Consider the following 25,936-nt stretch of genomic DNA (forward strand, 5'->3'; position numbering starts at 1 on the left):
CTCACGCCTCCCCGTCGGCGCCGACGAAGTGGAAGCCGGGGCGCGGATGCATCAGGAAGTCGTGGTGCGAGATGTTCCAGGCGTACGCCCCGGCCAGGCCGAACGCCACCCGGTCACCGGCGCGCAGCCCCGGCGCCGTCACCCCGCGGGCCAGCAGATCCTTCGGGGTGCACAACTGGCCGGTGAGGGTGACCCGTTCGCCCCGGGCGGCCGGGCGCGGCCACGGGTGCGGCCACGGAGTGTCGGACGGCAGCACGGTGCAGGGCTGGTCGTGGCCCTTCGTCGCGGGGGTGCGCAGATGGTGGGTGCCGCCGCGCACCACCGCGAACTCCTCGCCGTGGCTGGCCTTCACGTCCAGGACCTCCGTCGCGTACCAGCCGCAGTACGCGGTCAGCGCGCGGCCCGGTTCGATACGCAGCGTCAGCTCCGGGTGGCCGTCCGCGAGCCGGGCCAGGCCCTCGCCGTACGCCTCCCAGTCGAAGCGTTCCGCGGGCGCGCCGTAGTCGACGGCCATACCGCCGCCGACGACCACCTCGGCGAGCGGGACGCCGTGCCGGGCGGCGAGCGCCGTCGACCACGTCACGATCGCGGTGGCCACCGTCAGTTGCTCGGGCGCCCGCAGACCGCTCGCCAGATGGGCGTGGACGCCGCGCAGCTCCAGCTGCGGCAGCGAGCCGTCGGTCAGCGCCGTGACGAGGGCGTCGGCCTCGGCGGGGTCGGCGCCGAAGGGGGTGGGGCGGCCGCCCATCGCCAGCGGCACCCCGTCCAGGGCGTCGCCGTCCACCGGCAGGTTGAACCGCAGCAGCACCGCGATCCGCCGGTCCGGGGCGTGCCGGGCGGCGAGCGCACCGAGCATCCGCAGCTCGTGGCCGCTCTCCACATGGAACCGCGCCACACCCAGCTCCAGCGCCCGGACCAGCTCCGCGGGCGTCTTGCCGGGGCCGCCGAACGCCAGCGGCGCGTCCGGCACCGCCCCGTGCACATGGGCGAGTTCACCGCCGGAGGACACCTCGTAGCCGTCGACGTACGGGCGCAGTGCCGTGAGGAGCCGCGGTTCCGGGTTGGCCTTCGCCGCGTAGTACAGCTCGACGCGGGGCGGCAGGGCGGCCCGGACCCGGGCGGCGTGGGCGGACAGTGCCGTCAGGTCGTAGACGTAGGCGGGTAGCGCGTCCGGCGTCAGCGTGGCGATGCGGGTGCGGACGGCGGGGGTGGGGTCGGTCACGGGGTGCTCCGGGGGGTGGTGCGGGCGCCGGTGAGGACGGACTCGGCGAGCGGGGAGGGCAGCCGGACGTATCCGGCGTCCCGGTCGGCCTTCCGCTCCCAGCGGGTGAGCAGATTGGCCTTGGCGGGCAGCGGGACGCCGGCCAGCAGCGCGGCCAGCCGCGGCGGGCAGCCGTAGCGTTCGGCGTGCGCGGCCAGCGTGGCGCGGACCTGCGCCCACAGCGCGGCCTCGGTGCCGGGGTGCAGATCGGCGAGGGCGGCGAGGAGTTCGGCGACGTGGTTGACGAGCAGGCAGTACACGACGCGGTCCCAGCCGCGCTGCGCGTCGTACGTCAGGGGCCTCGCCACCTCGGGCGGGAGCGCGGCGAGGGTGGCGGCGTGGTGTTCGGGGACGAGCTTGGTGCCCTCCAGGTCGCGGAAGAGGACCTGTGCAGGCATCCCGTCGCCGTCCACGCAGATCAGCACGTTCTGCAGATGCGGTTCGAGGACGAGACCGTGGTCGAAGTAGGCGGCGAGGACCGGCGGGATCAGCAGGTCGAGGTAGGCGGCCCACCAGGCCAGCGCCTCGTCGGGGCCGCGTCCGGCGGGCAGCCGGGAGATATGGGCCGGGCTGGTCGGATACTCGTCGGCGACGGCGCCGGCCAGCAGCGGGGTGGTGCCGGGCAGCAGCCGCCGCGACAGCCCCTCGCGGACGATCACGCCGAACCCCTCGAAGAGCGCGGTGTCCGGAGTGCCGTCCGGGCCGGGCAGCGCCACGCTGCGGTAGGCGGGTTCGCGGAGCACGGCGCTGCCGGGGAAGCGGGCCGCCAGTTCGTCGAGGGCGGGGGCGAGCAGCCGGGTGAGGGCGACCGCGCCGGTCAGTTCGTAGGCGGCGTTCTTCCGCAGGCAGTTGGTGATCCGCACGTTCAGGCTGAACTTCAGGAACGTGTCGGGGGCGTGCAGGGTGCGCACCGAGGCGGTCGCGGTGAACGGGGTGCGGCCGGTGCCCAGGACGCGCAGGTCGCCGCGGTCGACGGCGGCGCGGAGTACCGGGTGGTCGCGGAGCAGGGCGTACTGCCAGGGGTGGGCGGGGAGCAGGCGGTAGCCGTCGGGGACGTCGCCGAGCGCGTCCAGCGGGGCGGCGGCGCCCTCGTCGGCGGTCTCCTGGGCGAGCAGGTCCTCGCGGACGGCGAGGTGCAGCAGCCCGAAGCGGCCGCCGGTCTCCGGTGCGTACGTCCGCCAGGCCGCCGGGTCGCCGGTGCGGGCCTTGGGGGTGGGGTGGAAGCGGTGGCCGAAGAGGAGGGCCTGTTCGGAGGCGAGGTAGGCGCCGGTCCACTCCGGGGCCCCGTCGGGCACCGGCGGCTGCGGCAGCGGCCGGGCCGCGAGGGCGGCGGCCAGCGCCCGGTGGCCGGAGGCGAACTGGTCGAGGAACTCGTCGTTGTCGACGCCGGTGCGCAGCGCCAGCTCGGTGTGGACGTACTCGGCCAGCCGCCGGGGGCCGATCTCACGCCAGCCGTCGCCGTCCTCGACGGTGACCGGGCCGGTGAAGCGGTGCGCGCCCAGCAGCGAGGTGCGGCGCAGCGCGACCCGCAGCAGCACCCCGCGGCGCGGCAGGCGGAGCAGCAGCTGGCCGCGGTCGACGGCGGTCTGGTGCTCGGGCCCGGAGACCTCGCGCAGCAGGCAGTTGAGGAGGGTGTGGGCGGCGGCGTGGTCCGCGGTGGGCAGGGCGCCGGGGGCGGCGGGCGCGGCCGGGGGACCGGCGGGGTTGGTGAGCGGGGGCATCACAGGCTCCTGCGGAGGAGAGGACGGCGGATGAGCGGGAGGGCGCAGGCGAACACCGTGGCCAGGGCGAGGGCGGTGCCGATCAGCAGCGGCGCGGACGGCCCGAACCAGGCGTTGCCGGCCGCGGCGGCCAGACCGGCGGCGACCGCGCCGGCCTTGGAGAAGAATTCGATGGAGCCGAAGAGTCCGCCGGGCGCCCGGCCCGCGGCGCAGTCGGCGGCCAGCACCGACAGGCCGACCAGGCCCAGCGTCAGCCCGGCGCCCAGCACCAGCCGTACGGCGGTGAACTCCGCGAGCGAGGTGGCGGCGGCGTGCCCGGCGGACCCGGCGGCTATGCAGGCGAAGCCGAGCACCAGGCCGAGGCGGGGGCGGCGTCGGCAGAAGCGGTGCGCGGCCACCGCGCCGACCAGGTAACACATGTGCGGCAGCGCGAACAGCACACCGGAGGTCACCGGCCCGGTGCCCGGCAGCCGCTCCTCGACGAGCGAGATCAGATACGGGAAGGAGATCACCGTCGAGAGGACGAAGACGAACTCCAGGGCGTAGAGGGAGCGCAGGGCGTGGGGGGAGGCGACCGCGGGGGTGGCGCTCCCGGCGGCACCGGACCCGCCGTCCTCGTCGGGCGGACCGGCCGGGTTGGTGCGGCGCGGTGGTTCCGGCAGCGCCGCCAGCATCCCGGCGGCGGCCAGCGGCAACACGGCGAGCAGCGCGTACTGCCGGTGCGGGGAGAGCCACGGCGTCAGCGCGCCGACGACGATGGGCGCGCAGACCAGCGCGGCGCGGGCGCTGCCCTGCATCAGCGTCAGCGCCCGGGACAGCTCCGCGCCCTCAAGCGTCGCGCCGAGATAGCCGTTGGACGCGGCGAAGGTGCCGCCCAGCACGCCCTGGAGCACCAGCGCCGCGGCGAACAGCCCCAGCGAGTCGGCGAACCCGGCCAGCAGGAACGCCGCGGCCAGCCCCAACTGCGCCCGCAGCAGCAGCCGTTTGCGGCCGTACCGGTCGGCGAGACGGCCCCAGAACGGGGCGCCCAGCGCGCCGAAGACGGTGGGCACGACGTAGAGCAGCCCGGCCCAGCGGGCGGCGCCCTCGCCCAGCTCCGGCAGGATCGCGGTGAGGTACGGCGGCAGGCCCAGCGCGGCGAACGACGCCACGAAGTAGCACCCGGCCACCGCGTGGACCTGGCGGCGGCCCGGCCGGGCGGGTGCGGGCGCCGGGGCGGTGGGGGCCGGTGCGGAGAGCGTCACCGGGAACCACCGCCGGGCAGCAGGTAGTTGGGTCCGTCGGTGTAGTGCTTGTTGATGTCGGCGGCGCCGGAGCGCTCCTTGGAGAGCAGCGTCCCGGCGCTGACCATCGCCTTCACCGGCAGCGTCGGCGCGTCCAGCACGTGGGCCCGCAGCACCGCGCCGGGCGTGCCGGGTGCGGTGCCCTGCCGGTCGGCGGCCTCGGCCAGCCGGTCGCGTATCAGATCCAGCAGACGCGGCAGCGGGGCGCGCCCGGCGCGGGCCAGCCCGAACGCGTAGGAGGCGGCGCAGAGATGGATGGTGATGGTGGTGAAGACGGCGGCGAGGGCGGTGTCGTCGTCGGTGAAGATCCGCGGATCGTCGAAGTCGGCGAGGCCGGGGGCGTCGTCGCCCAGCCGCTCCCGCATCCGGTCCGGGTGCAGCCGCGGCGCGTCGTTGTCCTTGAAGAGCAGCCGGAGCCGGGTGGGCCCGCCGCCGGGCCGGTCCAGCACCACCGAGATGTTCTGCTGGTGCGACTCCAGCGCGATGCCGTAGCCGAAGAGGGTGGCCTGCCAGTCCAGGAGCAGCGCGAGGACCGCGTCGAGCAGGGCGAGCGGGTCGCCGCCGTGGAAGCGGTCGGCGAGGTGGTCGAGGACGAGCCCGCCGCCGGGCGCCGGGGCGAGCAGCGCGGCCAGCGGCACCATGCAGCTGTCGTCCAGCCCGGCCGGGTAGCGGCGGCAGAGCACGGCCAGCATCTCGTGTCCGGCGTGCGCGTACACCGTCTCGTCGGCCTGGAGGATCCGTCCGTCGAAGCGCGGTTCGCGGGCGATGACCCGGTCGAGGAGGTGCTGCCCGGCGGCGCCGTCGACGAGGGTGCGGGGCTTGATGGTGCGCCGGTTGCGCAGGCCCAGGGTGGCGGTGGCCAGCGGGAGCTTGAGGTGGAGCAGCGGGTCGCCGGCCACCGCCACCGTCCGCATCGACAGCGTCGGGACGACGTCGAGGAACGGCCGCTCCGCGAGGACGGCCCGCTCCGCCAGACCCCGGTCGTGCAACGCCTCCACCAGCGAGACACCGGTGCTCAGCGGGTGGACGGGCAGCACGGCATGGGTGGCGTCCAGCTCCGCCAGGCCCACCGCGGCGGCCGTCGGCAGACACCCGGACAGCGCGCCCGGGGCGCCCGCGACGTCCACCGCCTCCCGGGGCAGCGCCAGCCAGCGCAGTGCGAAACGAGGATGGAACTCCGGTGCGTACGACCGGAGCTGGCCCTCGGTCAGGCCGGAGCGGCCGCGGGAGGTCGGGTAGACGGGGTGGTCCAGACGGGCGGCGAGGGTGTCGTACGCCAGGCTCGCGGCGGGGCCCGTCCAGTGCGCCGGACCGGCGCCGTGGCGCGCGGTGAGCGCCGACTCCACCGCACGCCGGGTGCGGGTGTGCAGCCGCAGGGTGGCGAGGCTCTGGCGGCACTCCTCGGCGAAGGCGTCGTGGCCGCCGTGGTCGACCGGGTCGGCGTGGGCGCGCAGCGCGCCGAGCACCGCGCCGAGGGTGTCGAGGCGGGCGCCGTCGGCCTCCCGGATCAGCAGCGGCAGCCGGGCGGCGTCCGTGCTCTGGTAGCCGTCGCCGGTCACCGGCAGCAGCAGCGCCGCGGCCGGGCCGTCGGCGGGCAGCCGCAGCCACCGGCCGTCGGGCCGTTCCAGCGGGGTGGTGCGGGTGCGCAGCCCGGCGACGTCCTCGCGCAGCAGTGCGCTCAGCACCCGCAGCAGCAGCGCGCCCTCGTCGTCGGCGGAATCCCCGGCGGCGTCCGTCGTGGTGGCGGTGGCGGTGGTCATGCGGTGATCTCCCAGCGGCTGTCGGCGAGGAAGGCGTCCGCGGCCCGGACGACGGCGCCCTGGTCGTCGCCGGTGGCCCGGACCACGCCGAGGTAGTCGCGGTTGGTGCGGTGGTGCGGCCGGGTGGTGCCGACGGCGCGCAGCGGGCGGTAGGCGAGGCGGACGCCGCCGTCGGCGCGGTCGGTGGCGGCGGGCGCGGCGGTCAGCGTCCCGGCACGGTCGGCGAGGGCGTAGGCGACGCGGGCGGCGCCGTCGGTGCGGGCGCCGAGGTCGGCGGGGAGCGGCTCGCCGAGGTGGGTGCGGAGGATGTGGGCGAAGAGAGGGATGCCCAGGACGTCGGCGAGCGCCTGGTCGCACTGGTCGCCGATGGCGCGGTAGTTCACCTCGATGAGCCGGGCCCGGCCCTCGTGCACCACGAACTCGGTGTGGCAGGCGCCGAACCCGACGCCCAGCGCGTCGAGTTGGGCCAGCACCTGCGCGGTGATCGCCTCCGGGTGGGCGGCCACGAAGTCGTGGCGCTCCTCGATGAAGGCCGGCGGCGCGGAGACGGTGGTACGGAAGCCGCCCAGGACGTGGCGGCGGTGGCCGTCGCCCAGCGTCTCCAGCGTGGACAGCTGCCCGGGCAGGAACTCCTCGGCGAGCAGCGCGGCGTCCGGGCGGCGGCCGCGGATCGCGGTGGCGTGCGCCACCAGCTCGGCCGTGTCCCGGGCAAGCAGCACGTCCTCGCTGGCCACGCCCTCGCGCGGTTTGACGACGCACGGGTAGGGGAGCGCGGCGCCGGCGAGGGTGGAGGGGTCCGCTCCGGCGGGGAGTTCGGTGGCGCGGACGGTGTCGGCGCCGCAGGCGGCGAGATGGCGGCGCAGCTCGGCCTTGTTCTTGGCGCGCAGCGTGGCGCGCCAGTCCTTGCCGGGCAGCCCGAAGTAGGCGGCGGCCAGCGCGGTCTGCGTCTGGAGGTGGTCGCTGTTGGTGAAGACGGCGTCGGCCGGGTGGTGGGTGGCGATCCGGCCGATGACGGCGGCGACATCGGTGACCTCGCAGGCCAGGACCTCGACGCCGGGGCAGGCGGCCCGGTGGTCGTCCGGGTGGTCGGTCAGGACGGTGAGGTCCAGGCCGAGCGCGGCGGCGGCGGGGAGGAAGCCGTCGGTGACCGAGTCGGTGGGGTTGCGGGCGAGCAGGTACATCCGCATGAGCGGGAACCCCTTCGGGGTCGGGGGCGGTGCGGGGGAGCGGGGCGGGCGGCCGGGAGAACCGCCCGCCCCGGTGGATCACTTCGGGGGCAGCGGCACGCCCGCGGCCTTCGCCACGTCGGCGAGCATGTGCTCGGCCGCCTGGATGCCGATGCCGGACATCCAGGTCTCGTCCGGCACCTCGAAGACCTGGTGGTGCTTGACGGCGGGCAGGCTCTTCCAGACCGGGTTGGAGGTGACGTCCTTGCGCTGGGTCTTCTCCGGCACGTCCGCGACGGTGACGAACACCAGGTCCGCGTCGGCCCGGTCGATCTCCTCCGGACCGACGTCGGCCATCGTCTTCGCCGGGTCGGTGGAGGACTGCGAGGCGGGCCGCTTCAGCCCGATGTCGTCGAGGACCACACCGCTGAACGACGACCGCTGGTAGAGGCGGGTCGGCCCGGCGATGAAGCGGACCACCGAGGCGGTCGGCATGGTGCCGTGGTTCTTCTTGCGGATGGCCTCGCCCAGGTGGTGGGCGCGCTCCTGGTAGCTCGCCATCGCCGCGTCGGCCTTCTTCTCCAGGCCCAGCGCGCGGGCGTGGGTCTTGAGGTTGGCCTTCCAGGGGCCGCCGGTCGTCTCGGTGAAGACGGTCGGCGCAAGGGCCTTGAGCTTGTCGTAGACCTTCTCGTGGCGGACCTTCGACGACAGGATCAGATCGGGCCGCAGGCTCGCGATCTTCTCCAGGTTGGGCTCCAGGAGCGGCCCGACGTCGGTGACCCCGCCGATCTTCGACTTCAGGTAGGTGGGGAAGCCGCCCTCGGTCTTCATGTGCGGCGAGACCGCGCCGACCGGGTCGACGCCGAGCATCGTGACGTCGTCCAGCTCCCCGGTGTCCAGCACCACGACCCGCTTCGGCTTCGACGGGATCGTCACGTCCCCCCTAGCGGTCTTGACCGTACGGGGGAAGGCGCCCCCGGCGGTGTCCTTCGCCCCCGCGTCGCCGGAGCCGCCGCCGCATGCGGCGAGCGAGACGGTGCCCAGGGCGGTGGCGAGCAGTGCGGCGGTGAACCGGCGACGGCCGCGCGGCAGGGATCTGTTGACCATGAGTGGTGTCCTTCTCGGTCGGCGGTGTGGGGGCAGGTTCAGGCGGTGACGGTGCCGCGCCGGGCGGCCCGGCCCAGCGGGACGACCAGCGGGGTGCCGGTCTCCGGGTCGGGGATCACCCGGCACTCCACGCCGAACACCGACCGGACCAGTTCCGCGTCCAGGACGTCGGCGGGGGCGCCGGACGCGGCGAGGCGGCCGTCCTTGAGGACGACGAGGTGGTCGGCGTAGCGGGCGGCCTGGCCGAGGTCGTGCAGGACCATCACCACGGTCCGGCCGGCCTCGGCGTGCAGTTCGGCGACGAGGTCGAGGACGTCGAGCTGGTGGCGGAGGTCCAGGAAGGTGGTCGGCTCGTCGAGCAGCAGCAGATCGGTGTCCTGGGCGAGCGCCAGCGCGATCCAGGCGCGCTGGCGCTGCCCGCCGGAGAGCTGGTCGACGCTCTGGTCGCGCAGCACATCGGTGCCGGTGCGGGCCAGCGCCGCGTCCACCGCCGCCTGATCCGCCGCCGACCAGGGGCTGAGCAGCTTCTGGTGCGGATAGCGGCCGAGCCGGACCAGCGCCTCGACGGTGATCGCCTCGGGCGTGACGGGCTGCTGCGGCAGCAGCCCCATGCGCAGCGCCAGCGCCTTCGCGGACATCCGGTGGATGTCGGAGCCGTCGAGGGTGACGGTCCCGGCGGCCGGGGCGAGCAGCCGCGTCAGCCCGCGCAACAGCGTGGACTTCCCACAGGCGTTGGGCCCGACGACGGCGGTGACGGCGCCGCCCGGCAGCTCCAGGTCGAGGCCGCCGACGACCAGCCGGTCGCCGTAGCGCAGATCGAGGCCGTGGGTGGCGAGCCGGTCGGCGGTCATCGGGCACTCCTGTGGACGGAACTGCTCTGACGGATCATCAACACCAGTAGCCAGGGCGCCCCCAGGGTGGCGGTGACCACCCCGACCGGCAGCCCGCTGACCGGCAGCAGGTACTGCGCCACCAGATCGGAGGCGAGCAGCAGAACGGCACCGGCCAGACCGGTGAGGGCGAGCGTCGCGGCGGTCGGCGGCCCGGCCAGGTACCGCACCAGATGCGGTACGGCCAGCGCGACGAACGCGACCGGGCCGGTCAGCGCCGCGGCCAGCGACGCCAGCGCGATGGCGGTGACCAGGATCTGCAGCCGGGCGGCGGAGGTGCGCAGGCCCAGCGCCCCGGCCGAGTCGTCGCCGAGGTCCAGCACCGCCAGTCGCCGGTGCTGTGCGAACGCCACGGCCAGCGCGAGGGCGACCGCGCCGCCGGCGGCGCCGACCTCGGCCCAGGTCCGGCCGTAGACCGAACCGGTGGTCCACTGGAGCGCGGACCCGGCCAGCTCGGTGGGGAAGCGGACCACCATGAAGTTCACCGCGGCCGACAGCCCGGCCTGGACGGCGAGGCCCACCAGCACCAGCCGGGTCACCCCGGCGCCCGACCCCCAGGCGAAGGCGCCCAGCAGCACGGCGGCCAGCAGTCCGCCGCCGAGCGCGGCGGGCGGGATCAGGGCCTGCGGCGCCCCGGCGGCCAGCATCGCGACCGCCCCGAAGGACGCCCCACCCGTCACGCCCATCACGTCCGGCGAGGCCAGCGGGTTGCGGAACAGCCGCTGGAGCAGCGCCCCGGCGACCGCCAGACCGAGCCCGGCGACGACCGCCGCGGCCATCCGCGGCGCCCGGAACTGCTGCACCACGACCACATCGGCCGGCTCACCGAGGCCGAACAGCCCCTTGAGCGCCACCACCGGATCCAGCGGGATCTCCCCGACCGCCACGGAGGTGACCGCCAGCGCGAGCAGCACCGCCGCGGCGACGGCGAGCAGCAGCAGGGTGCGCCGCGGCCCGTGCGCCCGCCGGACCGCCGGGCGCTCCGGAGCCTTCGCAGAAGTGCGTACGTCGCTCACCGCGCCGCCTTCCGGGCCAGCAGGGCGAGCAGCGGCGCGCCGAGGAAGGCGCTGACGATGCCGACCTGGAGTTCGGAGGGGCGGATCACCACACGCCCGAGGATGTCCGCGGTGAGCAGCAGCAGCGGCCCGGCGACCAGACAGCCGGGCACCAGCATCCGGTGGTCGGAGCCGAACAGCTGCCGTACGAGATGCGGGGCGGCCAGCCCGATGAAGGCGATCGGCCCGACGACGGCGACGGCGGAGCCCGCCAGCAGCACCACCGCGAGCCCGCCGGCCAGCCGGATCTTCGCCACCGGCACGCCCAGCGCCTGCGCCGAATCGTCGCCCAGCGCCAGCGCGTTGAGCGCCGGAGTGATCGCCAACGCGACGACCAGACCGATCACCAGCGTGGGCAGCACCGGCAGGAGGACGGACAGCGGCCGCTCCGCGAGCGAACCGGCGAGCCAGAACCGCGCCTCGTCGAGGGTGCGGCGGCTCGCCAGCATCACCGTCGACGTCCAGGAGAGCAGCACCAGTTGGAGCACCGTGCCGCCGAGCGCGAGCCGGACGGGATCGAGGTCCCCGGCGCGCCGGGCCAGTGCCTGGGCGAAGAGCGCGGCGGCCGCGGCGCCCGCGAAGGCGAACCAGACGTACTGGCCGGGCCGGGTGAGATGGAGCGCGTAGATGGCGGTGACGACGGCGAAGCCCGCACCGGCGTTGATGCCGAGGGTGGTGGGGGAGGCCAGCGGGTTGCGGGTGATGCCCTGGACGACGGCCCCGGCGACGCCGAGCGCCGCACCGACCGCGAGTCCCACCAGGGTGCGCGGCAGCCGCAGTCCCGTGATCACCAGCGCGTCGCGGCCGTGGGCGGCACCGGTCAGGGCGTCCCACACGGTGGACAGCGGCACGGAGCGGGTGCCCCAGGCGAGGCTGAGGGCGGCGCAGAGCGCCAGCGCGGCGAGCCCGGCGGCCGCCAACGGCAGGCGGCGCAGCAGCGTCGGCAGGGCCCGCGCGGACCCCGAACGGGTCCCCGTCGCAGGGGGTTTGATCGTCAACACGCGTCGTGACATTAGGTTAGGCAAACCTAAAGACGCAAGTAGGGGGTCGGGGATCCGGGGATACGTCCGCTTCTGCCCCACCGGCGCATCCGGCATCGCCCCGACCCCGGCTCCCCGCGTGCGAAACGCCACCCACCGACGCGGGACCGGCAACGCGAAGACGGCCGCCGGTCCGGAACCGACGGCCGCCTGCGGGGGAGGGGATCAGTGGCCGAAAGACCGCTCGAACCGCTGGAAGGCGCCCTCCTGACGCCACTCCGCGGCCGCCTTCGGGCTGCTGTCGAGCAGACGGCGGCACTCGGGCCCCGGCGCGGGGCTGCCGGGCCGCACCCCGCGGCAGGCGTCGACGGTGCGGTAGCCGTCCCGGGTGGGGTTGCCCCGCCACAGCTCGGCCCCCGGCAGGAAGCCGTACTTCAGGGACGCGCGGGCGAGGTCCTTCAGCTCCGGGTACGACAGGCCGTAGGTGCGGGCGGCGTACGCGTACTCGTGACTGATGTCGGTGCGGCTGATGCCCGGATCGTCGGTGGACAGCACGACGGGCACGCCGAAGGCGCGGTACGTCTGGAAGGGATGGTCCGCGCCGCGGACGCCGAGGATCTGGGCGTTGCTGGTCAACGGGACCTCCACGGCGGTCTCCCGGGCGGCCATGGTGCGCGCCGTGCGCTGCCAGCCGTCCTCGTGGACGAGGTCCACGCCGTGGCCGATGCGGTCGGCGTGCGCGACGTCGACCGCCTCCTGGATGTGGAACTTCAGCGCCTCCGGCTTGACCAGACCGGGCCACAACTCACCGGCGTGCAGCGTGACATGGGCCTTGGGGTAGACCCCGCGCAGATACTTCAGCATCCGCATCTGCAGACGGTAGTCGCGCACCGCCCGCTCCCCGTCCTCCGGCTGGACGAGGTTGACCGCGACGAAGCGCCGGTCGCGCTCGGCCAGCCGCAGCCCGAGGGCCATCTGGGTGAAGACCCGCTCCGGTGCGCTGCCCCGGGAGACCTGGGCGATCTGGCGGACGGGCAGTCGGCACCCGGGCTCGGCGCGGGCGGTGCCGCAGTGCGCGGTGGCGCGGAACTCGTCATCCGTGGCGTCCGCCTCCCGCCGCGCCTCCGCGACGACGCGGTCGAGCCTGCCGCCGGCCACCAGCTTGTGGTGGAGCGCCGCGAAGTCGTCGTCCCAGCCGACCGCGTCGGCCAGCTTCTTCGCCCCGTCGGACGCGGGCGTGACCATCGTCTCCAGGGAGAACTGATGCTGTGCGGCGGCGGTGTTGGCCACCTGGGCCAGCTGCTTGCCCCGGTGGCGCCACGTCACCTCGCCGAACTTGCCGAAGGTGTCGAAGAAGTGGTCGTGGCCGTTGCCGTCGGCGGGGAAGTCCTGCATGGACCAGGCGCGGACGATCGCGTCGTGGAACGCCCGGTCGCGGCGGGCGTCGGCGGCAGGCCGCGTGCCGGGTCCGCACGGCGGGGTGACGGCGGTCATCGTGGCGGTCTCGATGCACAGGCCGTCCTCGGCCGCCTGCTCGATGAGGTACTCGGTCGTGACCGCGCCGGAGAGGTGATTGTGCAGGTCACCGCCCTTGGGGAGCCGGTGGAAGAAGGACTGCAGCGCACGCGGGTCGTGGCGGATGGACGCGAGATGGGCGTTGGTTCCCCACTCCGCCGCGGTCATCGGACGGACGGCGGGAGCCGCGCCGCGGCCGCCGCCCGCGGGGGACGGGGCGGCGTGGGCGACGGGCCCGGCGGTCAGCGTGGACACCAGGGCGAGGGCGCCGAGTCCGGCGACGGCAGGGGTACGGGGCCGGTACCGGCCGGGAGTATTCACAGGAGTCACTCCCGCATGATTGTGGCCGGGCGGCTCCCGTGTCCCCGAGCCGCCCCTTCATCACCCGTGTGGGTGATAGCGAGTGGCCCCGCCCCCGGATGCACCGGGGGCGGGGCCACTGCGGAACGGCGCCGGGATCAGCCGCGGGACGCCTTCGCCCCGGCCCCCTTCCGGTCCGGCTCCGTACGGGCCGCGGGCACCGGTGCGGAGATCCGCCCGGTCTCGGCGAGCACCACGATCGCATCGTCCGCCCGCAGCGAAAGCGGCGTGCCCTTGGGCGGGTTGAGGACGACGCCGTACCCGGGCGGGGTGTCGCTCTCGCTCGCGCGGCGGTAGCCGATGGCGGTCTCGCCGCGCTGCCGGGCCGCCTCGATGACCGTCGCGAAGTTGGCCGGGGTGTCCGGCGCGAGGTAGCTGCCGGCGGGCTTCAGGTAGATCTCCGACCCCTCGGGGTCGAAGAGGTCGCTGAAGACGGCGTACAGCTTCCGGTCCTCGACGAGTTGGGTCAGCAGCAGGCTGATGATCTTGGTGCTGACGATGAAGTCGTCCGCCTTGGTGACCTGCGCGATCTCCCGGTTGGCGTCGCTGTTCATCTCCGTGACGATCGAGTACGGGGTGCCGGTGCGGGTCGCGATGTCCCGCAGGTGCAGCAGCGTCACCAGCGTGCGGTCGTCGGCGCGGTCGGAGCCGATGTCGTCGTCGGTCAGCACGATGATGTGGCGGTAGCGGTCGAGCCCCAGCGCCTCCAGCGACGGCCGGTGCGTCGGCTCGCAGCGGCGGAAGCCGACGGCGAGGTTCTCCAGGCCCTCCCGGGGCAGCGCCGCGGGCTCACGGGTCGCCGCGACATCGATCACCGAACCGGGTTCCACCAGCCGGTCGAGCAGCTTGATGATCTTCGCCGCACGGGAGTTCCAGCCGATGACGAGCGTGCGGTCGGGCGTGGACTCCCCGCCGCTGCCCGTGGTGATCGCCTCCTCGACGACCTCCGGCCGGGTCCCTGCCCGCCGGATCAGCAGATCGTCCTCCGCGATCACCAGGATCCTGTCCTCGGCCGAAATCACCGTCTCCATCGGCGGGTTGACCTGCACCTCCCCGTTCTCCCGACGCAGTCCGACGGGGACGCCCAGCTCGAACCCGTTGAGTGCCTCGCCGTACGTGCCACCCGCCAGGGGGCCCGGCGCATACGGGTAGATCTCGTTGCCCTCGAAGCTGAGCAGCTCGTTGAAGACGGTCGACAGACCGGACTGCCGGTGCGACTGCACGATCAGCCGTACGGCGATGTCGTCAGCATCGATGACGAGCGCGGCATCCCCGGCCGCCAGCCGCGCCGCGGCCAGGTTCGGCGAACTCTGCACCGCCGCCACGATGTTGGGCCGCTCCCGCTTCCAGGCCCGGCTGTTGAGCAGCAGCAGCACCTTGATGACCTCGGTGTCGCCGTCGTCCCCGACCGGCGGCAGCACCATCACGGACTTGGCCGCGTCCAGGCTCACCAGCTCCAGGTCCTGCCGCTGCAACGGGCTCCCGGAGCGGCAGATCACCCGCGTACGGCCGGTCTCCGGGATCCGGCGGCGGATCTCCTCCTCCATCTTGACCTTGTCCCGGTCGGCGAGGATCACCACGCACGAGCGCCGCTCGCTCTGATTGGCCTCCACCAGCTCCGCGAGCACCGTGAACACCTGCTCCGACCAGCCCAGCACCACGGTGTGCCCGCGCTCGACCAGCCGCGACTTCCCGCGCCGCAGCTCCTCGATGCGGGCCTCAAGTCCCGTCGTCAGCACACCGATCAGGGCGCTGACGATGAAGATGCCGCCGATCGTCACGACCAGCATCAGCCCGAGGAAGACCGGCCCGCCGGTGTCCCCGCCCATCGTGCCGGGGTCGAGCGTGCGCAGCACACTCATCCAGACGACACCGAGCCAGCCGCCGTTCTTCTCCGTGTCCTCGTCGGTGAAGAGCACGACCAGCACGGTCACCGCCGCGATCAGCACCACCGAGGCGAGCCCCAGCCAGCCGATCAGAGCCGGCGTCCCCCGGTCCATCGTCCCGTCGAACCAGTACCGCAACCGGCCCCGCAGGCCCCGTAGCTTTCTACCCACCTGAAAAACTCCCTCACCGAACCGGCTTCCCCCGCGCTCCGGCACGTCGCCATATTTGAAGATCAGTTAACCCTGAACCCTTACGCGATAAGGAACTTGAGCCTCCGATTGACCCGTTCGGGGGCTTTCGACGGGATCAAGCCAGGTACGGGCGAACATGTTTCGGGGGCTGCCGAGCCGCACGGAAAACAGTCACGCCCCCGCATCCGCCGGAACGGCGGGACGCGAGGGCGTGGTGGGGGAGCGCCGGGAGTCCGGCGCGAGGCGGATCAGATATCCCGGAACGTCTCGATCTGGGCCCCGACCGAGTTCAGGCGTTCGGCCAGGTCCTCGTAGCCGCGGTTGATGACGTAGACGTTGCGCAGGACCGAGGTGCCCTCGGCGGCCATCATGGCGAGGAGGACGACGACGGCGGGGCGCAGGGCAGGGGGGCACATCATCTCGGACGAGCGCCAGCGGGTGGAGCCGTCGATCAGGACGCGGTGCGGGTCGAGCAACTTGACCTGGGCGCCGAGGCGGTTGAGGTCGGTGAGGTAGATGGCGCGGTTGTCGTAGACCCAGTCGTGGATCAGGGTCTGGCCCTGGGCGGCGGCGGCGATGGCCGCGAAGAACGGGACGTTGTCGATGTTGAGGCCGGGGAACGGCATCGGGTGGATCTTGTCCAGCGGCGCCTGGAGCTTGGACGGGCGGACCGTCAGGTCGATCAGCCGGGTGCGGCCGTTGTCGGCGGGGTACTCCGCGCTGCGCTCGTGGTCGAGGCCCATCTCCTCCAGGACCGCCAGCTCGATCTCCAGGAACTCCACCGGGACGCGCCGGATGGTGAGTTCGGACTCGGTGACGACGGCGGCGGCCAGCAGGCTCATCGCCTCGACCGGGTCCTCGGAGGGGGCGTAGTCGACGTTCCGGTCGATGTGGGCGACGCCGTGGACGGTGAGCGTGGTGGTGCCGACGCCCTCGACCCGTACGCCCAGCTGTTCCAGGAAGAAGCAGAGGTCCTGGACCATGTAGTTGGAGGAGGCGTTGCGGATGACGGTGGTGCCGTCGTGGCGGGCGGCGGCCAGCAGCGCGTTCTCGGTGACGGTGTCGCCGCGTTCGGTCAGGACGATCGCGCGGCGCGGGGTGACGGTGCGGTCGACCTCGGCGAGGTAGACGCCGTCGGTCGCGGTGATCTCCAGCCCGAAGTGGCGCAGCGCCGTCATGTGCGGGGTGACCGTACGGGTGCCGAGATCGCAACCGCCCGCGTACGGCAGCCGGAAGTGGTCCATGCGGTGCAGCAGCGGGCCGAGGAACATGATGACGCTGCGGGTGCGGCGGGCCGCCTCGTTGTCCATCGAGGCGAGGTCCAGCTCGGCGGGCGGCACGATCTCCAGGTCGTTGCCGTCGTTGATCCAGCGGGTGCGCACGCCGATGCTGTTGAGCACTTCGAGGATGCGGTAGACCTCCTCGATCCGGGCGACCCGGCGCAGGGTGGTGCGGCCCGCGTTGAGGAGTGAGGCGCAGAGCAGCGCGACGCAGGCGTTCTTGCTGGTCTTCACCGCGATGGAGCCGGAGAGCCGGCGGCCGCCGACCACGCGCAGATGCATCGGCCCGGGGAAGCCGAGCGACACGATTTCACTGTCCAGGGCCTCGCCGATGCGGGCAATCATCTCAAGGCTGATGTTCTGATTGCCGCGTTCGATGCGGTTGACCGCGCTCTGGCTGGTGCCGAGAGCGTCGGCGAGCTGCGTCTGTGTCCAACCACGGTGCTGCCGGGCGTCACGGATCAGTCGGCCGATGCGTTCGAGGTAGTCGTCTGCCATGGCATGACCGTATCTCAGATATGAGATGTGGTCATTTTCGCCAGTTGTTCTACTACTATGCGAATAACTGGAGGTCGACATGAACCCTGCCACTCCCTTCACCCGTCCCCCGACCGACACCCTGCGGGTCGCGATCGCCGCGTTCCCCTTCTTGGTCGCGGTCGCCGTCGTCGTCGGCGTCCATCACCAGACTGCCGACCGGTTGCCGGATCCGCTCGCCACCCATTTCGGTGCCGGCGGCGCCGCGGACGGCTTCACCTCGGTCCGCGGATTCGCCCTCGGCGCCGTTCTCGCGCTGCTGGCCCTGGGGGCCGGCGCCGCCGTCCTCGCCCGTGCGCGGCGTATGGCGCCTGCCGCCCCTTGGGTGCTCGCCACCGGCTGGTCCCTCGCCGCCTGCCTCGCCGCCGCGGCCTGTATGACGCTGCTGGCCAACGCCGGTGCGGTACGGGCGGACGAGGTCCGGGTGCCGCTGTGGGAGGTGCTGGTGGTGGTCGCCGCCGGGTTGCTCGCGGGCGCCGTCGGGCTGTGGCTCGGGGGCCCGCGGCCCCGCCCGGAGCCGTCCGGTCCGCAGGGCGCGCCGCGGCTGCCGCTGGCGGCGGGGGAGCGCGCCGGATGGAGCCGTACGGCCGGCTCCCCGCTGCTCGCCGTCGTCGGCCTGGTCACCTGCTGCGCCGGGCTGTATCTCGGCTTCGTGGCCGGGCCGTTCGCCGGTGTCGCGCTGGGGCTGGCGGGCGCGCTGGCCGGGGTGCTCGCCTCGGTCCGGGTGACCGTCGACCGGCGTGGGCTGGCCCTCGCGCCCGCCCTGCTGCCGTACGCTTTCCGCCGCATCCCCCTCGACCGGGTCACCGAGGCCACCTGCAGAAATATCGACCCGTTCGCCGACTTCGGCGGCTGGGGCTACCGCGTCCGCGCACACCGCAGCGGGCTGGTGCTCCGATCGGGTGAGGGGATCGTCCTGCAGCTGCGCAGCGGCCGGGAATTCGTGGTGACGGTCGACGATGCGGCGACCGCCGCCGCGCTGCTGAACACCCTGCTCGACCGCGCCCGTCCGCACCGAGGAGACTGAGTGCTGTTCCGGGTCGACCCCCGCTCCGCCGTGCCGCTCGGTGATCAGATCGCCGCCGCGGTCCGCGGCGCCATCGCCGACGGCTCGGTCCGCGCGGGCGAGCGCCTGCCCGCCGGCCGGGCGCTGGCCGCCTCGCTCGGCGTCAACGTCCACACCGTCCTCCGCGGCTACCAGCGCCTCAAGGAGGAGGGGCTGATCGAACTCCGCCGTGGCCGCGGCGCGGTGGTCACCGGCGCCGCGTCCCCGGCCCGTGCGCGCCTGGGTGAGGCGGCCGACCGCCTCATCGCCGAGGCGCGGCAGCTCGGGCTGACCGACGACGAGATCGTCGGCGTGGTGCGCCAGGGGCTGTCTCCGCGCTGACCTGCCCGTATGACGACGGGCCCCGGGGTCAGGCCCCGGTGGTCCCGTCCACGGCCTCACGCAGGAAGTCGGCGTGGCCGTTGTGCCGCGCGTACTCGTGGATCAGATGCAGCATCACCGTCCGCAGTGACACGTCCTCGCCCCACTGGGCCGCGTGGTACGCGGTGTCGAGGGACGGCGCCGCCGCCTCGATGCGGCGGGCGTGCGCCACCTCCGCCTCCCAGGCGGCGAACGCCTCGGCCCGCGTCGCACCCCGCGCGTCGTACGCCGCCTGGTAGTCGCCCTCCGGCGACCAGAGCAGCGGGACGTCCTCGCCGCCCACCACCCGCCGGAACCACGCCCGCTCCACCTCGGCCAGATGCCGCACCAGCCCGAGCAGTGAGAGCGCCGAGGGCGGGCTGGCCCGGCGGCGCAGCTGGTCGTCCGTCAGGCCCGCGCACTTCATGACGAGCGTGGCGCGGTGGAAGTCCAGGTACGCGCGGAGCGTCTCCCGCTCGCCGCCGGTGCGCGGCGGATCGATCCGTTCGACGGTCATGGGTGCCCCCGTTCCCGGCCCGGCCCCGGCGCACCGCGGGCGCGGCGCCCGGCCGGGCAGCGGGCCGAACCTACCGCCCGTGCCGCGCCGCTGTCCCGCGGATCTGCGCCACGGCGGGCGGCCTCGGGGCCCGACCCGAACAGCCCCGTCTGCGCGCGCCCGCCCGGCCGCGGGCCTTACGTTCGTGGTCGCGGCGGGCGGCGCGATGCGGTAACAGGCCCGCCGGGGCATGACCAGGCCGCGGCGATGTACTAGAGTTATCTCGACATCGAGATATCTGCCCAAGGCGTACCGCCGCCGCGCCAGTAAGGCGTGCCTAACTAAGGCTTACCTTACCGGATCGGTGCGGACCTGCGACGGCAGGATGCGGTGGTACGCGCGAATTCATGCATGAAGGAGACTGTCGTGTCGGCGAACAGCTTCGACGCCCGCAGCACGCTGCAGGTGGGCGACGAGTCGTACGAGATCTTCCGGCTGGACAAGGTGGAGGGCTCCGCCCGTCTGCCCTACAGCCTGAAGGTGCTGCTGGAGAACCTGCTCCGCACCGAGGACGGCGCGAACATCACCGCCGACCACATCCGGGCGCTGGGCGGATGGGACTCCCAGGCCCAGCCCAGCCAGGAGATCCAGTTCACGCCGGCCCGCGTGATCATGCAGGACTTCACCGGCGTCCCCTGCGTCGTCGACCTCGCCACCATGCGTGAGGCCGTCAAGGAGCTCGGCGGCGACCCGGCGAAGATCAACCCGCTGGCCCCGGCCGAGCTGGTCATCGACCACTCCGTCATCGCCGACAAGTTCGGCACCAACGACGCCTTCGCCCAGAACGTCGAGCTGGAGTACGGCCGCAACCGCGAGCGCTACCAGTTCCTGCGCTGGGGCCAGACCGCCTTCGACGAGTTCAAGGTCGTCCCCCCGGGCACCGGCATCGTCCACCAGGTCAACATCGAGAAGCTGGCCCGGACGGTCATGGTCCGAGGCGGCCAGGCATACCCCGACACCCTGGTCGGCACCGACTCGCACACCACGATGGTCAACGGCCTGGGCGTCCTGGGCTGGGGCGTCGGCGGCATCGAGGCCGAGGCCGCGATGCTCGGCCAGCCGGTCTCGATGCTCATCCCGCGCGTCGTCGGCTTCAAGCTGACCGGCGAGCTGCCCGCCGGCACCACCGCCACCGACCTCGTGCTGACCATCACCGAGATGCTCCGCAAGCACGGCGTGGTCGGCAAGTTCGTCGAGTTCTACGGCGAGGGCGTCGCCGCCACCTCGCTCGCCAACCGCGCCACCATCGGCAACATGTCGCCGGAGTTCGGCTCCACCGCCGCGATCTTCCCGATCGACGACGAGACCCTGAACTACCTGCGCCTGACCGGCCGTGACGCCCAGCAGGTCGCGCTCGTCGAGGCGTACGCCAAGGAGCAGGGCCTCTGGCTCGACCCGGCCGCCGAGCCCGACTTCTCCGAGAAGCTGGAGCTCGACCTCTCCACGGTCGTCCCGTCGATCGCCGGCCCGAAGCGCCCGCAGGACCGCATCGTCCTCGCCAACGCCGCGCAGCAGTTCGCCACCGACGTGCGCAACTACGTCTCCGTGGACGAGGAGGCCGGCAAGGAGTCCTTCCCGGCGTCCGACGCCCCGGCCGTCTCCCCGAACGGCGTGCCGTCCAACCCGGTCACCGTCACCGCCCCCGACGGCTCGACCTACCAGATCGACCACGGTGCGGTGACGGTCGCGGCCATCACCTCCTGCACCAACACCTCGAACCCGTACGTCATGGTCGCCGCCGCGCTGGTCGCGAAGAAGGCCGTGGAGAAGGGCCTGACCCGCAAGCCGTGGGTCAAGACCACCCTCGCCCCGGGCTCGAAGGTCGTCACCGACTACTTCGACAAGGCCGGTCTGACGCCGTACCTCGACAAGGTCGGCTTCAACCTCGTCGGCTACGGCTGCACCACCTGCATCGGCAACTCCGGCCCGCTGCCGGAGGAGGTCTCCAAGGCCGTCAACGACCACGACCTCGCGGTCACCTCGGTCCTCTCCGGCAACCGGAACTTCGAGGGCCGGATCAACCCCGACGTCAAGATGAACTACCTGGCGTCCCCGCCGCTGGTCGTCGCGTACGCGCTGGCCGGTTCGATGAAGATCAACATCACCGAGGAGGCGCTCGGCACCGACCAGGACGGCAAGCCGGTCTTCCTCAAGGACATCTGGCCGTCCGAGGCCGAGGTCAACGACGTCGTGGCGAACGCCATCGGCGAGGACATGTTCAACAAGTCCTACGAGGATGTCTTCGCGGGCGACGCCCAGTGGCAGGCCCTGCCGATCCCGACCGGCAACACCTTCGAGTGGGACGGCGAGTCGACCTACGTCCGTAAGCCCCCGTACTTCGAGGGCATGGCCATGGAGCCGTCGCCGGTCGGCGACATCGCGGGCGCCCGCGTCCTCGCCAAGCTGGGCGACTCGGTCACCACCGACCACATCTCGCCCGCCGGTGCCATCAAGGCCGACACCCCGGCCGGCAAGTACCTCACCGAGCACGGTGTGGAGCGCCGCGACTTCAACAGCTACGGCTCGCGCCGCGGTAACCACGAGATCATGATCCGTGGCACCTTCGCCAACATCCGCCTGCGCAACCAGATCGCGCCGGGCACCGAGGGCGGCTTCACCCGCGACTTCACGCAGGAGGGCGCGCCGGTCTCGTTCATCTACGACGCGTCGCAGAACTACCAGGCCGCCGGCATTCCGCTGGTCATCCTGGCCGGCAAGGAGTACGGCTCCGGCTCCTCCCGCGACTGGGCCGCCAAGGGCACCGCGCTCCTCGGCGTCAAGGCCGTCATCGCCGAGTCGTACGAGCGCATCCACCGCTCGAACCTCATCGGTATGGGCGTCCTGCCGCTCCAGTTCCCCGAGGGCGCGTCCGCCGAGTCGCTGGGCCTGACCGGCGAGGAGACCTTCTCGGTCACCGGCGTCACCGAGCTGAACGACGGCACCACCCCGCGCACCGTCAAGGTCACCACCGACTCCGGCGTGGAGTTCGACGCGGTCGTCCGCATCGACACCCCCGGTGAGGCGGACTACTACCGCAACGGCGGCATCCTGCAGTACGTCCTGCGCTCGCTGATCAACAGCTGATCCTGGGCGCCCCGGCCGCCTGACGGCCGGAACGTCTGAAGGGCCGCACCCCGCCCGAGCGGGGTGCGGCCCTTCGGCGTGTCCGCGGCTACCCCAGCAACTCCACCTCCGCCAGCGTCCCCGTGCCCTCCGGGACGAGGCGGTAGTGCGCGTACCGCGCGGGGGACGGGACGGTGAACGGCCGGGTCTGGTGGTCCCAGCGGAAGGTCTCGGCGGTGCGGTGGTCGAGGGGCTTCCAGTGGGTGCCGTCCGTGGAGCCCTCCAGGGTCCAGCCCTTGGGGGCCGTGGTGTGGTCGGCCGAGGTGAGGGTGTAGGTGCTGACCCGGGTGGCCTGGGGCAGGTCGATGCGGGTGGGGGTGAGTGGCGCCGCCGTGGCGGAGGTGTTGTCGAAGAGCGGGCCGGCGGACGGGTCGGTGACGTCCGCGGGCGGGCCGGGCACCTTGTCGTCGTGGGTGAGGGAGGTCGGGGCGGCGTTCTCGCCGGTGCCCCAGGCGGAGGGGCGGTCGCCCATGGTGAAGTCCAGGGTGGCGCCGCGGGCGAGCAGGGCGTGCGGCAGCGCGGTGGACGTCCACGGCTCGCCGTTGACCCGCAGGCCCTGGACGTAGACGTTCCGGGCGCTGTTGCGCGGGGCGTTGACCACCAGGTCGCGGCCGTTCTCCAGGTGCACGGTGGCCTTGGTGAAGAGCGGGGAGCCGACCGCGTACTCGCCCTCGCCCATCACGAGCGGGTAGAAGCCGAGGGCGCCGAAGACGTACCAGGCGGACATCTCGCCGTTGTCCTCGTCGCCCGGGTAGCCCTGGCCGATGTCGCTGCCGACGTAGAGCCGGGACAGCACCTCGCGGACCTTCGCCTGGGTCTTCCAGGGCTGTCCGGCCGCGTCGTAGAGGTAGGCGATGTGGTGCGAGGGCTGGTTGCTGTGGCCGTACATGCCCATGCGGGTGTCGCGCGCCTCGGTCATCTCGTGGATGACGTCGCCGTAGGAACCGGCGAACTCCTTCGTCCCCGTCTCCGGCGTCGCGAAGTACGCGTCGAGCTTCTTCGCGAGGCCCGCCCGGCCGCCGTAGAGGTTGGCCAGGCCGCGGGTGTCCTGCGGGGCGGGGAAGGCGTACGTCCAGGCGTTGGTCTCGGTGTAGTCGTGGCCCCAGACGCGCGGGTCGAACTTCTCCGGCGGCAACCGCCAGGAACCCTGCGCATTGCGGCCCTGGAAGAAGCCGACCGCGGGGTCGAAGAGGCGGACGTAGTTCCGGGCCCGGCCGAGGAAGTAGGCGGACTCCTCCTTGTAGCGCGGCTTGTGGGTCTTCGCGTACAGCGCCTGTCCCATGCGGGCGATGCCGAAGTCGTTGAGATAGCCCTCCAGCGCCCAGGACAGGCCCTCGCGGGTGTCGGTCGAGGTGTAGCCGAGGAACGGTGCGGTGGTCATGCCCTTGCGGCCCACCCCGGACTGCGGCGGCGCCACCGTCGCGTTCTTCACCGCCGCGTCGTACGCGGCCTCGGCGTCGAAGCGCACGCCCTTGAGGTAGGCATCGGCGAACGCCACGTCCGAGCTGGTGCCCGTCATCAGGTCCGCGTAGCCGGGCGATGACCAGCGCGAGGTCCAGCCGCCGTCCTTGTACTGCTGGACGAAGCCGTCGACCAGTTTCCCGGCCCGGCCGGGGGTGAGCAGGGCGTAGGCGGGCCAGGCGGTGCGGTAGGTGTCCCAGAAGCCGTTGTTGACGTGGACCGAGCCGTCGACGATCTTCGCGCCGGTGTGCGTGGGAGTGTCCTCGCCGGTCGGCGGGGAGAACGGGCTGGCGTAACGGACGCGCGAACCGACCTGCTCGGAGCCGGAGTTGGGGTAGAGGTACATCCGGTAGAGGTTGGAGTAGAGCGTGGTCAGCTGATCGCCGGTCGCGCCTTCGACCTCGACGCGGCCCAGCAGGTCGTCCCACTGGGCCTGCGCCCGGCGCTCGGTGGTGGTGAACGGCGTCCCGGCGGGGATCTCCCGGTCGAGGTTGGCCTTCGCCTGGGCGGTGCCGATCAGGGAGGTGGCGAGCCGCAGCGTCACCGTCCGGTCCTTGCCGGGCGCGAACCGCAGATAACCGGTGACGTCCTTACCGCCGCCCCCGTCGAGCCGCCCGCCCCCGGTGACCGGCGCGTCGAACGTCCCGTGGACGAAGAGACGGGTGGCGCCGGTGGACAGCCCGCTCTTGACGTCGGAGTAGCCGCTGATCACACCGTGCTCGGGGTCGAGCGTGAGGCCGCCCTTGTTGTTGACGTTGTCGAATATCAGGTTCGCGTCGTCGCCGGGGAAGGTGAAGCGCATCTGGGCGGCGTGGTCGGTGGGGGCGATCTCCGCCTTGAGGCCGTTGTCGAAGGTGACGCCGTAGTAGTGCGGCCGGGCCGTCTCGTTCTCGTGGTGGAACGGCAGCGCGCGGGCGGTGCGCGAGGCGTCCGGGGTGCCCGCCGCGGTGGACGGCATGACCTGGAACGTCTGCCGGTCGCCCATCCACGGGCTGGGCTCATGGCTGGCGGCGAACGCCTGGAGGGTGGGGAGGTTGTCGGCGTTGTTCCTGCGGGCGTACTCGTAGAGCCAGTCCGTGGAGCCCGCGTCGGTCACCGGCGTCCAGAAGGTGAAGCCGTTCGGGACGGCGGTCGCCGGGAAGGTGTTGCCGCGCGAGAAGCTGCCGCTGGAGAGGGTGCCGCGGGTGGTCCGCACGTAATCGGAGAGGTGGGCGCGCGGCTTCTCGGGCGCCTGCCGCCCGAGGGTGAGGTCGTCGATCCAGCCGCGGAACGCCGGGGCCTTGTGCGGGGCGCGCGGGGCGTCGTACGCGACGAGGATCCGGGCGACGGTCTTCCCGGCGGCGACCGCGCCGATGCGGGCGGTGCGCGCGTTCCACTGGTTGACGTAGAGCATCCGCGCACCGGCCTGACCGCGCGGTGTCAGGGGCGCCCCGTACTGGTCGGTGGCGCCCAGCTCGCTGAGGTAACTGCCGTCGGTGAAGGCGAGATCCACCGCGACATGGGTGGCCGGGTACTCCGGATCCGCCGTCGCCATCTGCGGAAAGACCTTGTACGAGAGCGTGGTGTCCGCGGTGACGGGCGTGTGGACGGCGAAGACCTTGTTGTACGCGTAGCCGCGGCCCGACGCGGTGTGGGTGCCGGCGTACTCCAGGGCGTGCCGGCCGGAGAAACCGGCGCCGTTCTTGGACGTCGGGGTGGACTCGGGCCCGGTGCCGATGCGGGTGGCCATGCCCGGGGCGGCGGGGCCGGAGGGCGGGGTGACGCCGTCCGTCCGGGGGTGTCCTTCGGGGTCCCGGTCGGCGGTGTCGGTCCAGCCGGGCGCCGGTTGCCCCGGCTCGAAGGAGGAGCGGAACTCCCCGGCGGCGGGCGGGGGTTGGTGCGGGACGGCCTGGGCCGCCGGGCCGAAGGCGGTGACGGTGAGCAGCGCCGCCGCCACCAGCGCGGTGGGGCGGGCGAGCCTCCGTAGCGGGGTGTGTCGGTGTCCGATCCGCACGCGAACCCTCTCAACGTGGTTGACATCGTTGTCAGTTGGAGCGAGTAGAGACAAGTAAGGAGGGCGGTCCGGTGGGTGTCAAGGGTGGGGGAGAAGGCGTGCGGGCCGGGGTGCGTGCCGTGGTGCGGCAGGGTGCGCGCCGGGGTGCGCCCGGCCGGTTCGACCAGGTCTCAACTCGGGAAAGAGAGTAAGGAACAGCGCATTCGATCTTGCCCCGTCACCCGAAAGTGGACTATACCTGTCGGCGTCCGAACGGTCCGTCAACGGCCGTGGATCCGGGGGGAAATGCGGGCGGTCGAATGTGCCCGCAGTTTCCCGGCAGACCCGGCGCACATCCCGTACCACTCAGCTCCATCTGACGACCTGCGGTGCCGGGGATTTTCGTGCACCGCCTGAGTCCTGAAG

Annotated in this window: 17 protein-coding genes; 3 read left to right on the plus strand and 14 right to left on the minus strand. The window is 73.1% G+C overall.

Going from position 1 to position 25,936, the window contains the following annotated elements:
* Position 1 precedes the first annotated feature (1 nt).
* The 12 genes from ACZ4U4_RS05545 to ACZ4U4_RS05600 all read right to left on the minus strand — a co-directional run bounded on the left by ACZ4U4_RS05545 (position 2) and on the right by ACZ4U4_RS05600 (position 16,954).
* Positions 2–1,222: a type III PLP-dependent enzyme gene (locus ACZ4U4_RS05545; protein WP_467869211.1), complete on the minus strand. Its 1,221-nt coding sequence runs from the start codon at positions 1,220–1,222 to the stop codon at positions 2–4.
* Complete coding sequence (locus ACZ4U4_RS05550; protein WP_467869213.1) at positions 1,219–2,982, minus strand: IucA/IucC family protein; 1,764 nt, start codon at positions 2,980–2,982, stop codon at positions 1,219–1,221. Before ACZ4U4_RS05550 ends, ACZ4U4_RS05545 begins: the two co-directional genes overlap by 4 nt.
* On the minus strand, positions 2,982–4,226 hold the full coding sequence (locus tag ACZ4U4_RS05555) for an MFS transporter (RefSeq protein ID WP_467869215.1): 1,245 nt from the start codon (positions 4,224–4,226) through the stop codon (positions 2,982–2,984). Before ACZ4U4_RS05555 ends, ACZ4U4_RS05550 begins: the two co-directional genes overlap by 1 nt.
* Positions 4,223–6,025, minus strand: a complete 1,803-nt coding sequence (locus tag ACZ4U4_RS05560; RefSeq protein WP_467869217.1) for an IucA/IucC family protein — start codon at positions 6,023–6,025, stop codon at positions 4,223–4,225. The genes ACZ4U4_RS05555 and ACZ4U4_RS05560 overlap by 4 nt, the downstream gene beginning before the upstream one ends.
* Entirely contained in the window at positions 6,022–7,212 is a 1,191-nt protein-coding gene (locus ACZ4U4_RS05565) for an ATP-grasp domain-containing protein (protein ID WP_467869219.1), read from the minus strand. Before ACZ4U4_RS05565 ends, ACZ4U4_RS05560 begins: the two co-directional genes overlap by 4 nt.
* Positions 7,213–7,290: 78 nt before the next feature.
* On the minus strand, positions 7,291–8,298 hold the full coding sequence (locus ACZ4U4_RS05570; protein WP_467869221.1) for an ABC transporter substrate-binding protein: 1,008 nt from the start codon (positions 8,296–8,298) through the stop codon (positions 7,291–7,293).
* A 38-nt stretch (positions 8,299–8,336) separates the two neighbouring features.
* On the minus strand, positions 8,337–9,149 hold the full coding sequence (locus tag ACZ4U4_RS05575) for an ABC transporter ATP-binding protein (RefSeq protein ID WP_467869223.1): 813 nt from the start codon (positions 9,147–9,149) through the stop codon (positions 8,337–8,339).
* Positions 9,146–10,204: a FecCD family ABC transporter permease gene (locus tag ACZ4U4_RS05580; protein ID WP_467869225.1), complete on the minus strand. Its 1,059-nt coding sequence runs from the start codon at positions 10,202–10,204 to the stop codon at positions 9,146–9,148. The genes ACZ4U4_RS05575 and ACZ4U4_RS05580 overlap by 4 nt, the downstream gene beginning before the upstream one ends.
* A complete protein-coding gene (locus tag ACZ4U4_RS05585; protein ID WP_467869783.1) occupies positions 10,201–11,169 on the minus strand; it encodes a FecCD family ABC transporter permease in 969 nt (322 codons plus the stop codon). The genes ACZ4U4_RS05580 and ACZ4U4_RS05585 overlap by 4 nt, the downstream gene beginning before the upstream one ends.
* Before the next feature lie 279 nt (positions 11,170–11,448).
* A complete protein-coding gene (locus ACZ4U4_RS05590) occupies positions 11,449–13,068 on the minus strand; it encodes an adenosine deaminase family protein (protein WP_467869227.1) in 1,620 nt (539 codons plus the stop codon).
* Positions 13,069–13,196: 128 nt separating this feature from the next.
* Positions 13,197–15,155: a CASTOR/POLLUX-related putative ion channel gene (locus ACZ4U4_RS05595; RefSeq protein ID WP_467869229.1), complete on the minus strand. Its 1,959-nt coding sequence runs from the start codon at positions 15,153–15,155 to the stop codon at positions 13,197–13,199.
* Positions 15,156–15,424: 269 nt separating this feature from the next.
* Positions 15,425–16,954 carry a helix-turn-helix domain-containing protein gene (locus tag ACZ4U4_RS05600; protein ID WP_467869231.1) on the minus strand — a complete coding sequence of 510 codons (1,530 nt, stop codon included), beginning with the start codon at positions 16,952–16,954 and terminating at the stop codon, positions 15,425–15,427.
* Positions 16,955–17,033: 79 nt separating this feature from the next.
* Here ACZ4U4_RS05600 and ACZ4U4_RS05605 point away from each other — a divergent pair, with 79 nt between their 5' ends.
* Positions 17,034–18,020: a DUF1648 domain-containing protein gene (locus ACZ4U4_RS05605; protein ID WP_467869233.1), complete on the plus strand. Its 987-nt coding sequence runs from the start codon at positions 17,034–17,036 to the stop codon at positions 18,018–18,020.
* On the plus strand, positions 18,021–18,380 hold the full coding sequence (locus ACZ4U4_RS05610) for a GntR family transcriptional regulator (RefSeq protein WP_467869235.1): 360 nt from the start codon (positions 18,021–18,023) through the stop codon (positions 18,378–18,380).
* Positions 18,381–18,408: 28 nt separating this feature from the next.
* Here the strand turns inward: ACZ4U4_RS05610 and ACZ4U4_RS05615 are convergent, their stop codons facing one another.
* A complete protein-coding gene (locus tag ACZ4U4_RS05615) occupies positions 18,409–18,915 on the minus strand; it encodes a DinB family protein (RefSeq protein ID WP_467869237.1) in 507 nt (168 codons plus the stop codon).
* A 405-nt stretch (positions 18,916–19,320) separates the two neighbouring features.
* Between ACZ4U4_RS05615 and acnA the strand changes: the two genes are divergently transcribed.
* Positions 19,321–22,038, plus strand: coding sequence for an aconitate hydratase AcnA (gene acnA / locus ACZ4U4_RS05620; RefSeq protein WP_467869239.1), 2,718 nt, complete (start codon positions 19,321–19,323; stop codon positions 22,036–22,038).
* A gap of 88 nt (positions 22,039–22,126) precedes the next feature.
* Here acnA and ACZ4U4_RS05625 read toward each other — a convergent pair whose 3' ends face one another.
* Positions 22,127–25,531, minus strand: coding sequence for a GH92 family glycosyl hydrolase (locus ACZ4U4_RS05625; protein ID WP_467869241.1), 3,405 nt, complete (start codon positions 25,529–25,531; stop codon positions 22,127–22,129).
* Positions 25,532–25,936: the final 405 nt, after the last annotated feature.

The sequence above is a fragment of the Streptomyces sp. NPDC029159 genome (genome assembly GCF_055564055.1).

Excerpts from the sequence above, each read along its gene's own strand:
- ACZ4U4_RS05570 (WP_467869221.1), bottom strand. The coding sequence starts at position 8,298 with ATGGTCAACAGATCCCTGCCGCGCGGCCGTCGCCGGTTCACCGCCGCA.
- ACZ4U4_RS05565 (WP_467869219.1), bottom strand. The coding sequence starts at position 7,212 with ATGCGGATGTACCTGCTCGCCCGCAACCCCACCGACTCGGTCACCGAC.
- ACZ4U4_RS05550 (WP_467869213.1), bottom strand. The coding sequence starts at position 2,982 with ATGCCCCCGCTCACCAACCCCGCCGGTCCCCCGGCCGCGCCCGCCGCC.
- ACZ4U4_RS05600 (WP_467869231.1), bottom strand. The coding sequence starts at position 16,954 with ATGGCAGACGACTACCTCGAACGCATCGGCCGACTGATCCGTGACGCC.
- ACZ4U4_RS05605 (WP_467869233.1), top strand. The coding sequence starts at position 17,034 with ATGAACCCTGCCACTCCCTTCACCCGTCCCCCGACCGACACCCTGCGG.
- ACZ4U4_RS05575 (WP_467869223.1), bottom strand. The coding sequence starts at position 9,149 with ATGACCGCCGACCGGCTCGCCACCCACGGCCTCGATCTGCGCTACGGC.
- ACZ4U4_RS05560 (WP_467869217.1), bottom strand. The coding sequence starts at position 6,025 with ATGACCACCGCCACCGCCACCACGACGGACGCCGCCGGGGATTCCGCC.
- ACZ4U4_RS05615 (WP_467869237.1), bottom strand. The coding sequence starts at position 18,915 with ATGACCGTCGAACGGATCGATCCGCCGCGCACCGGCGGCGAGCGGGAG.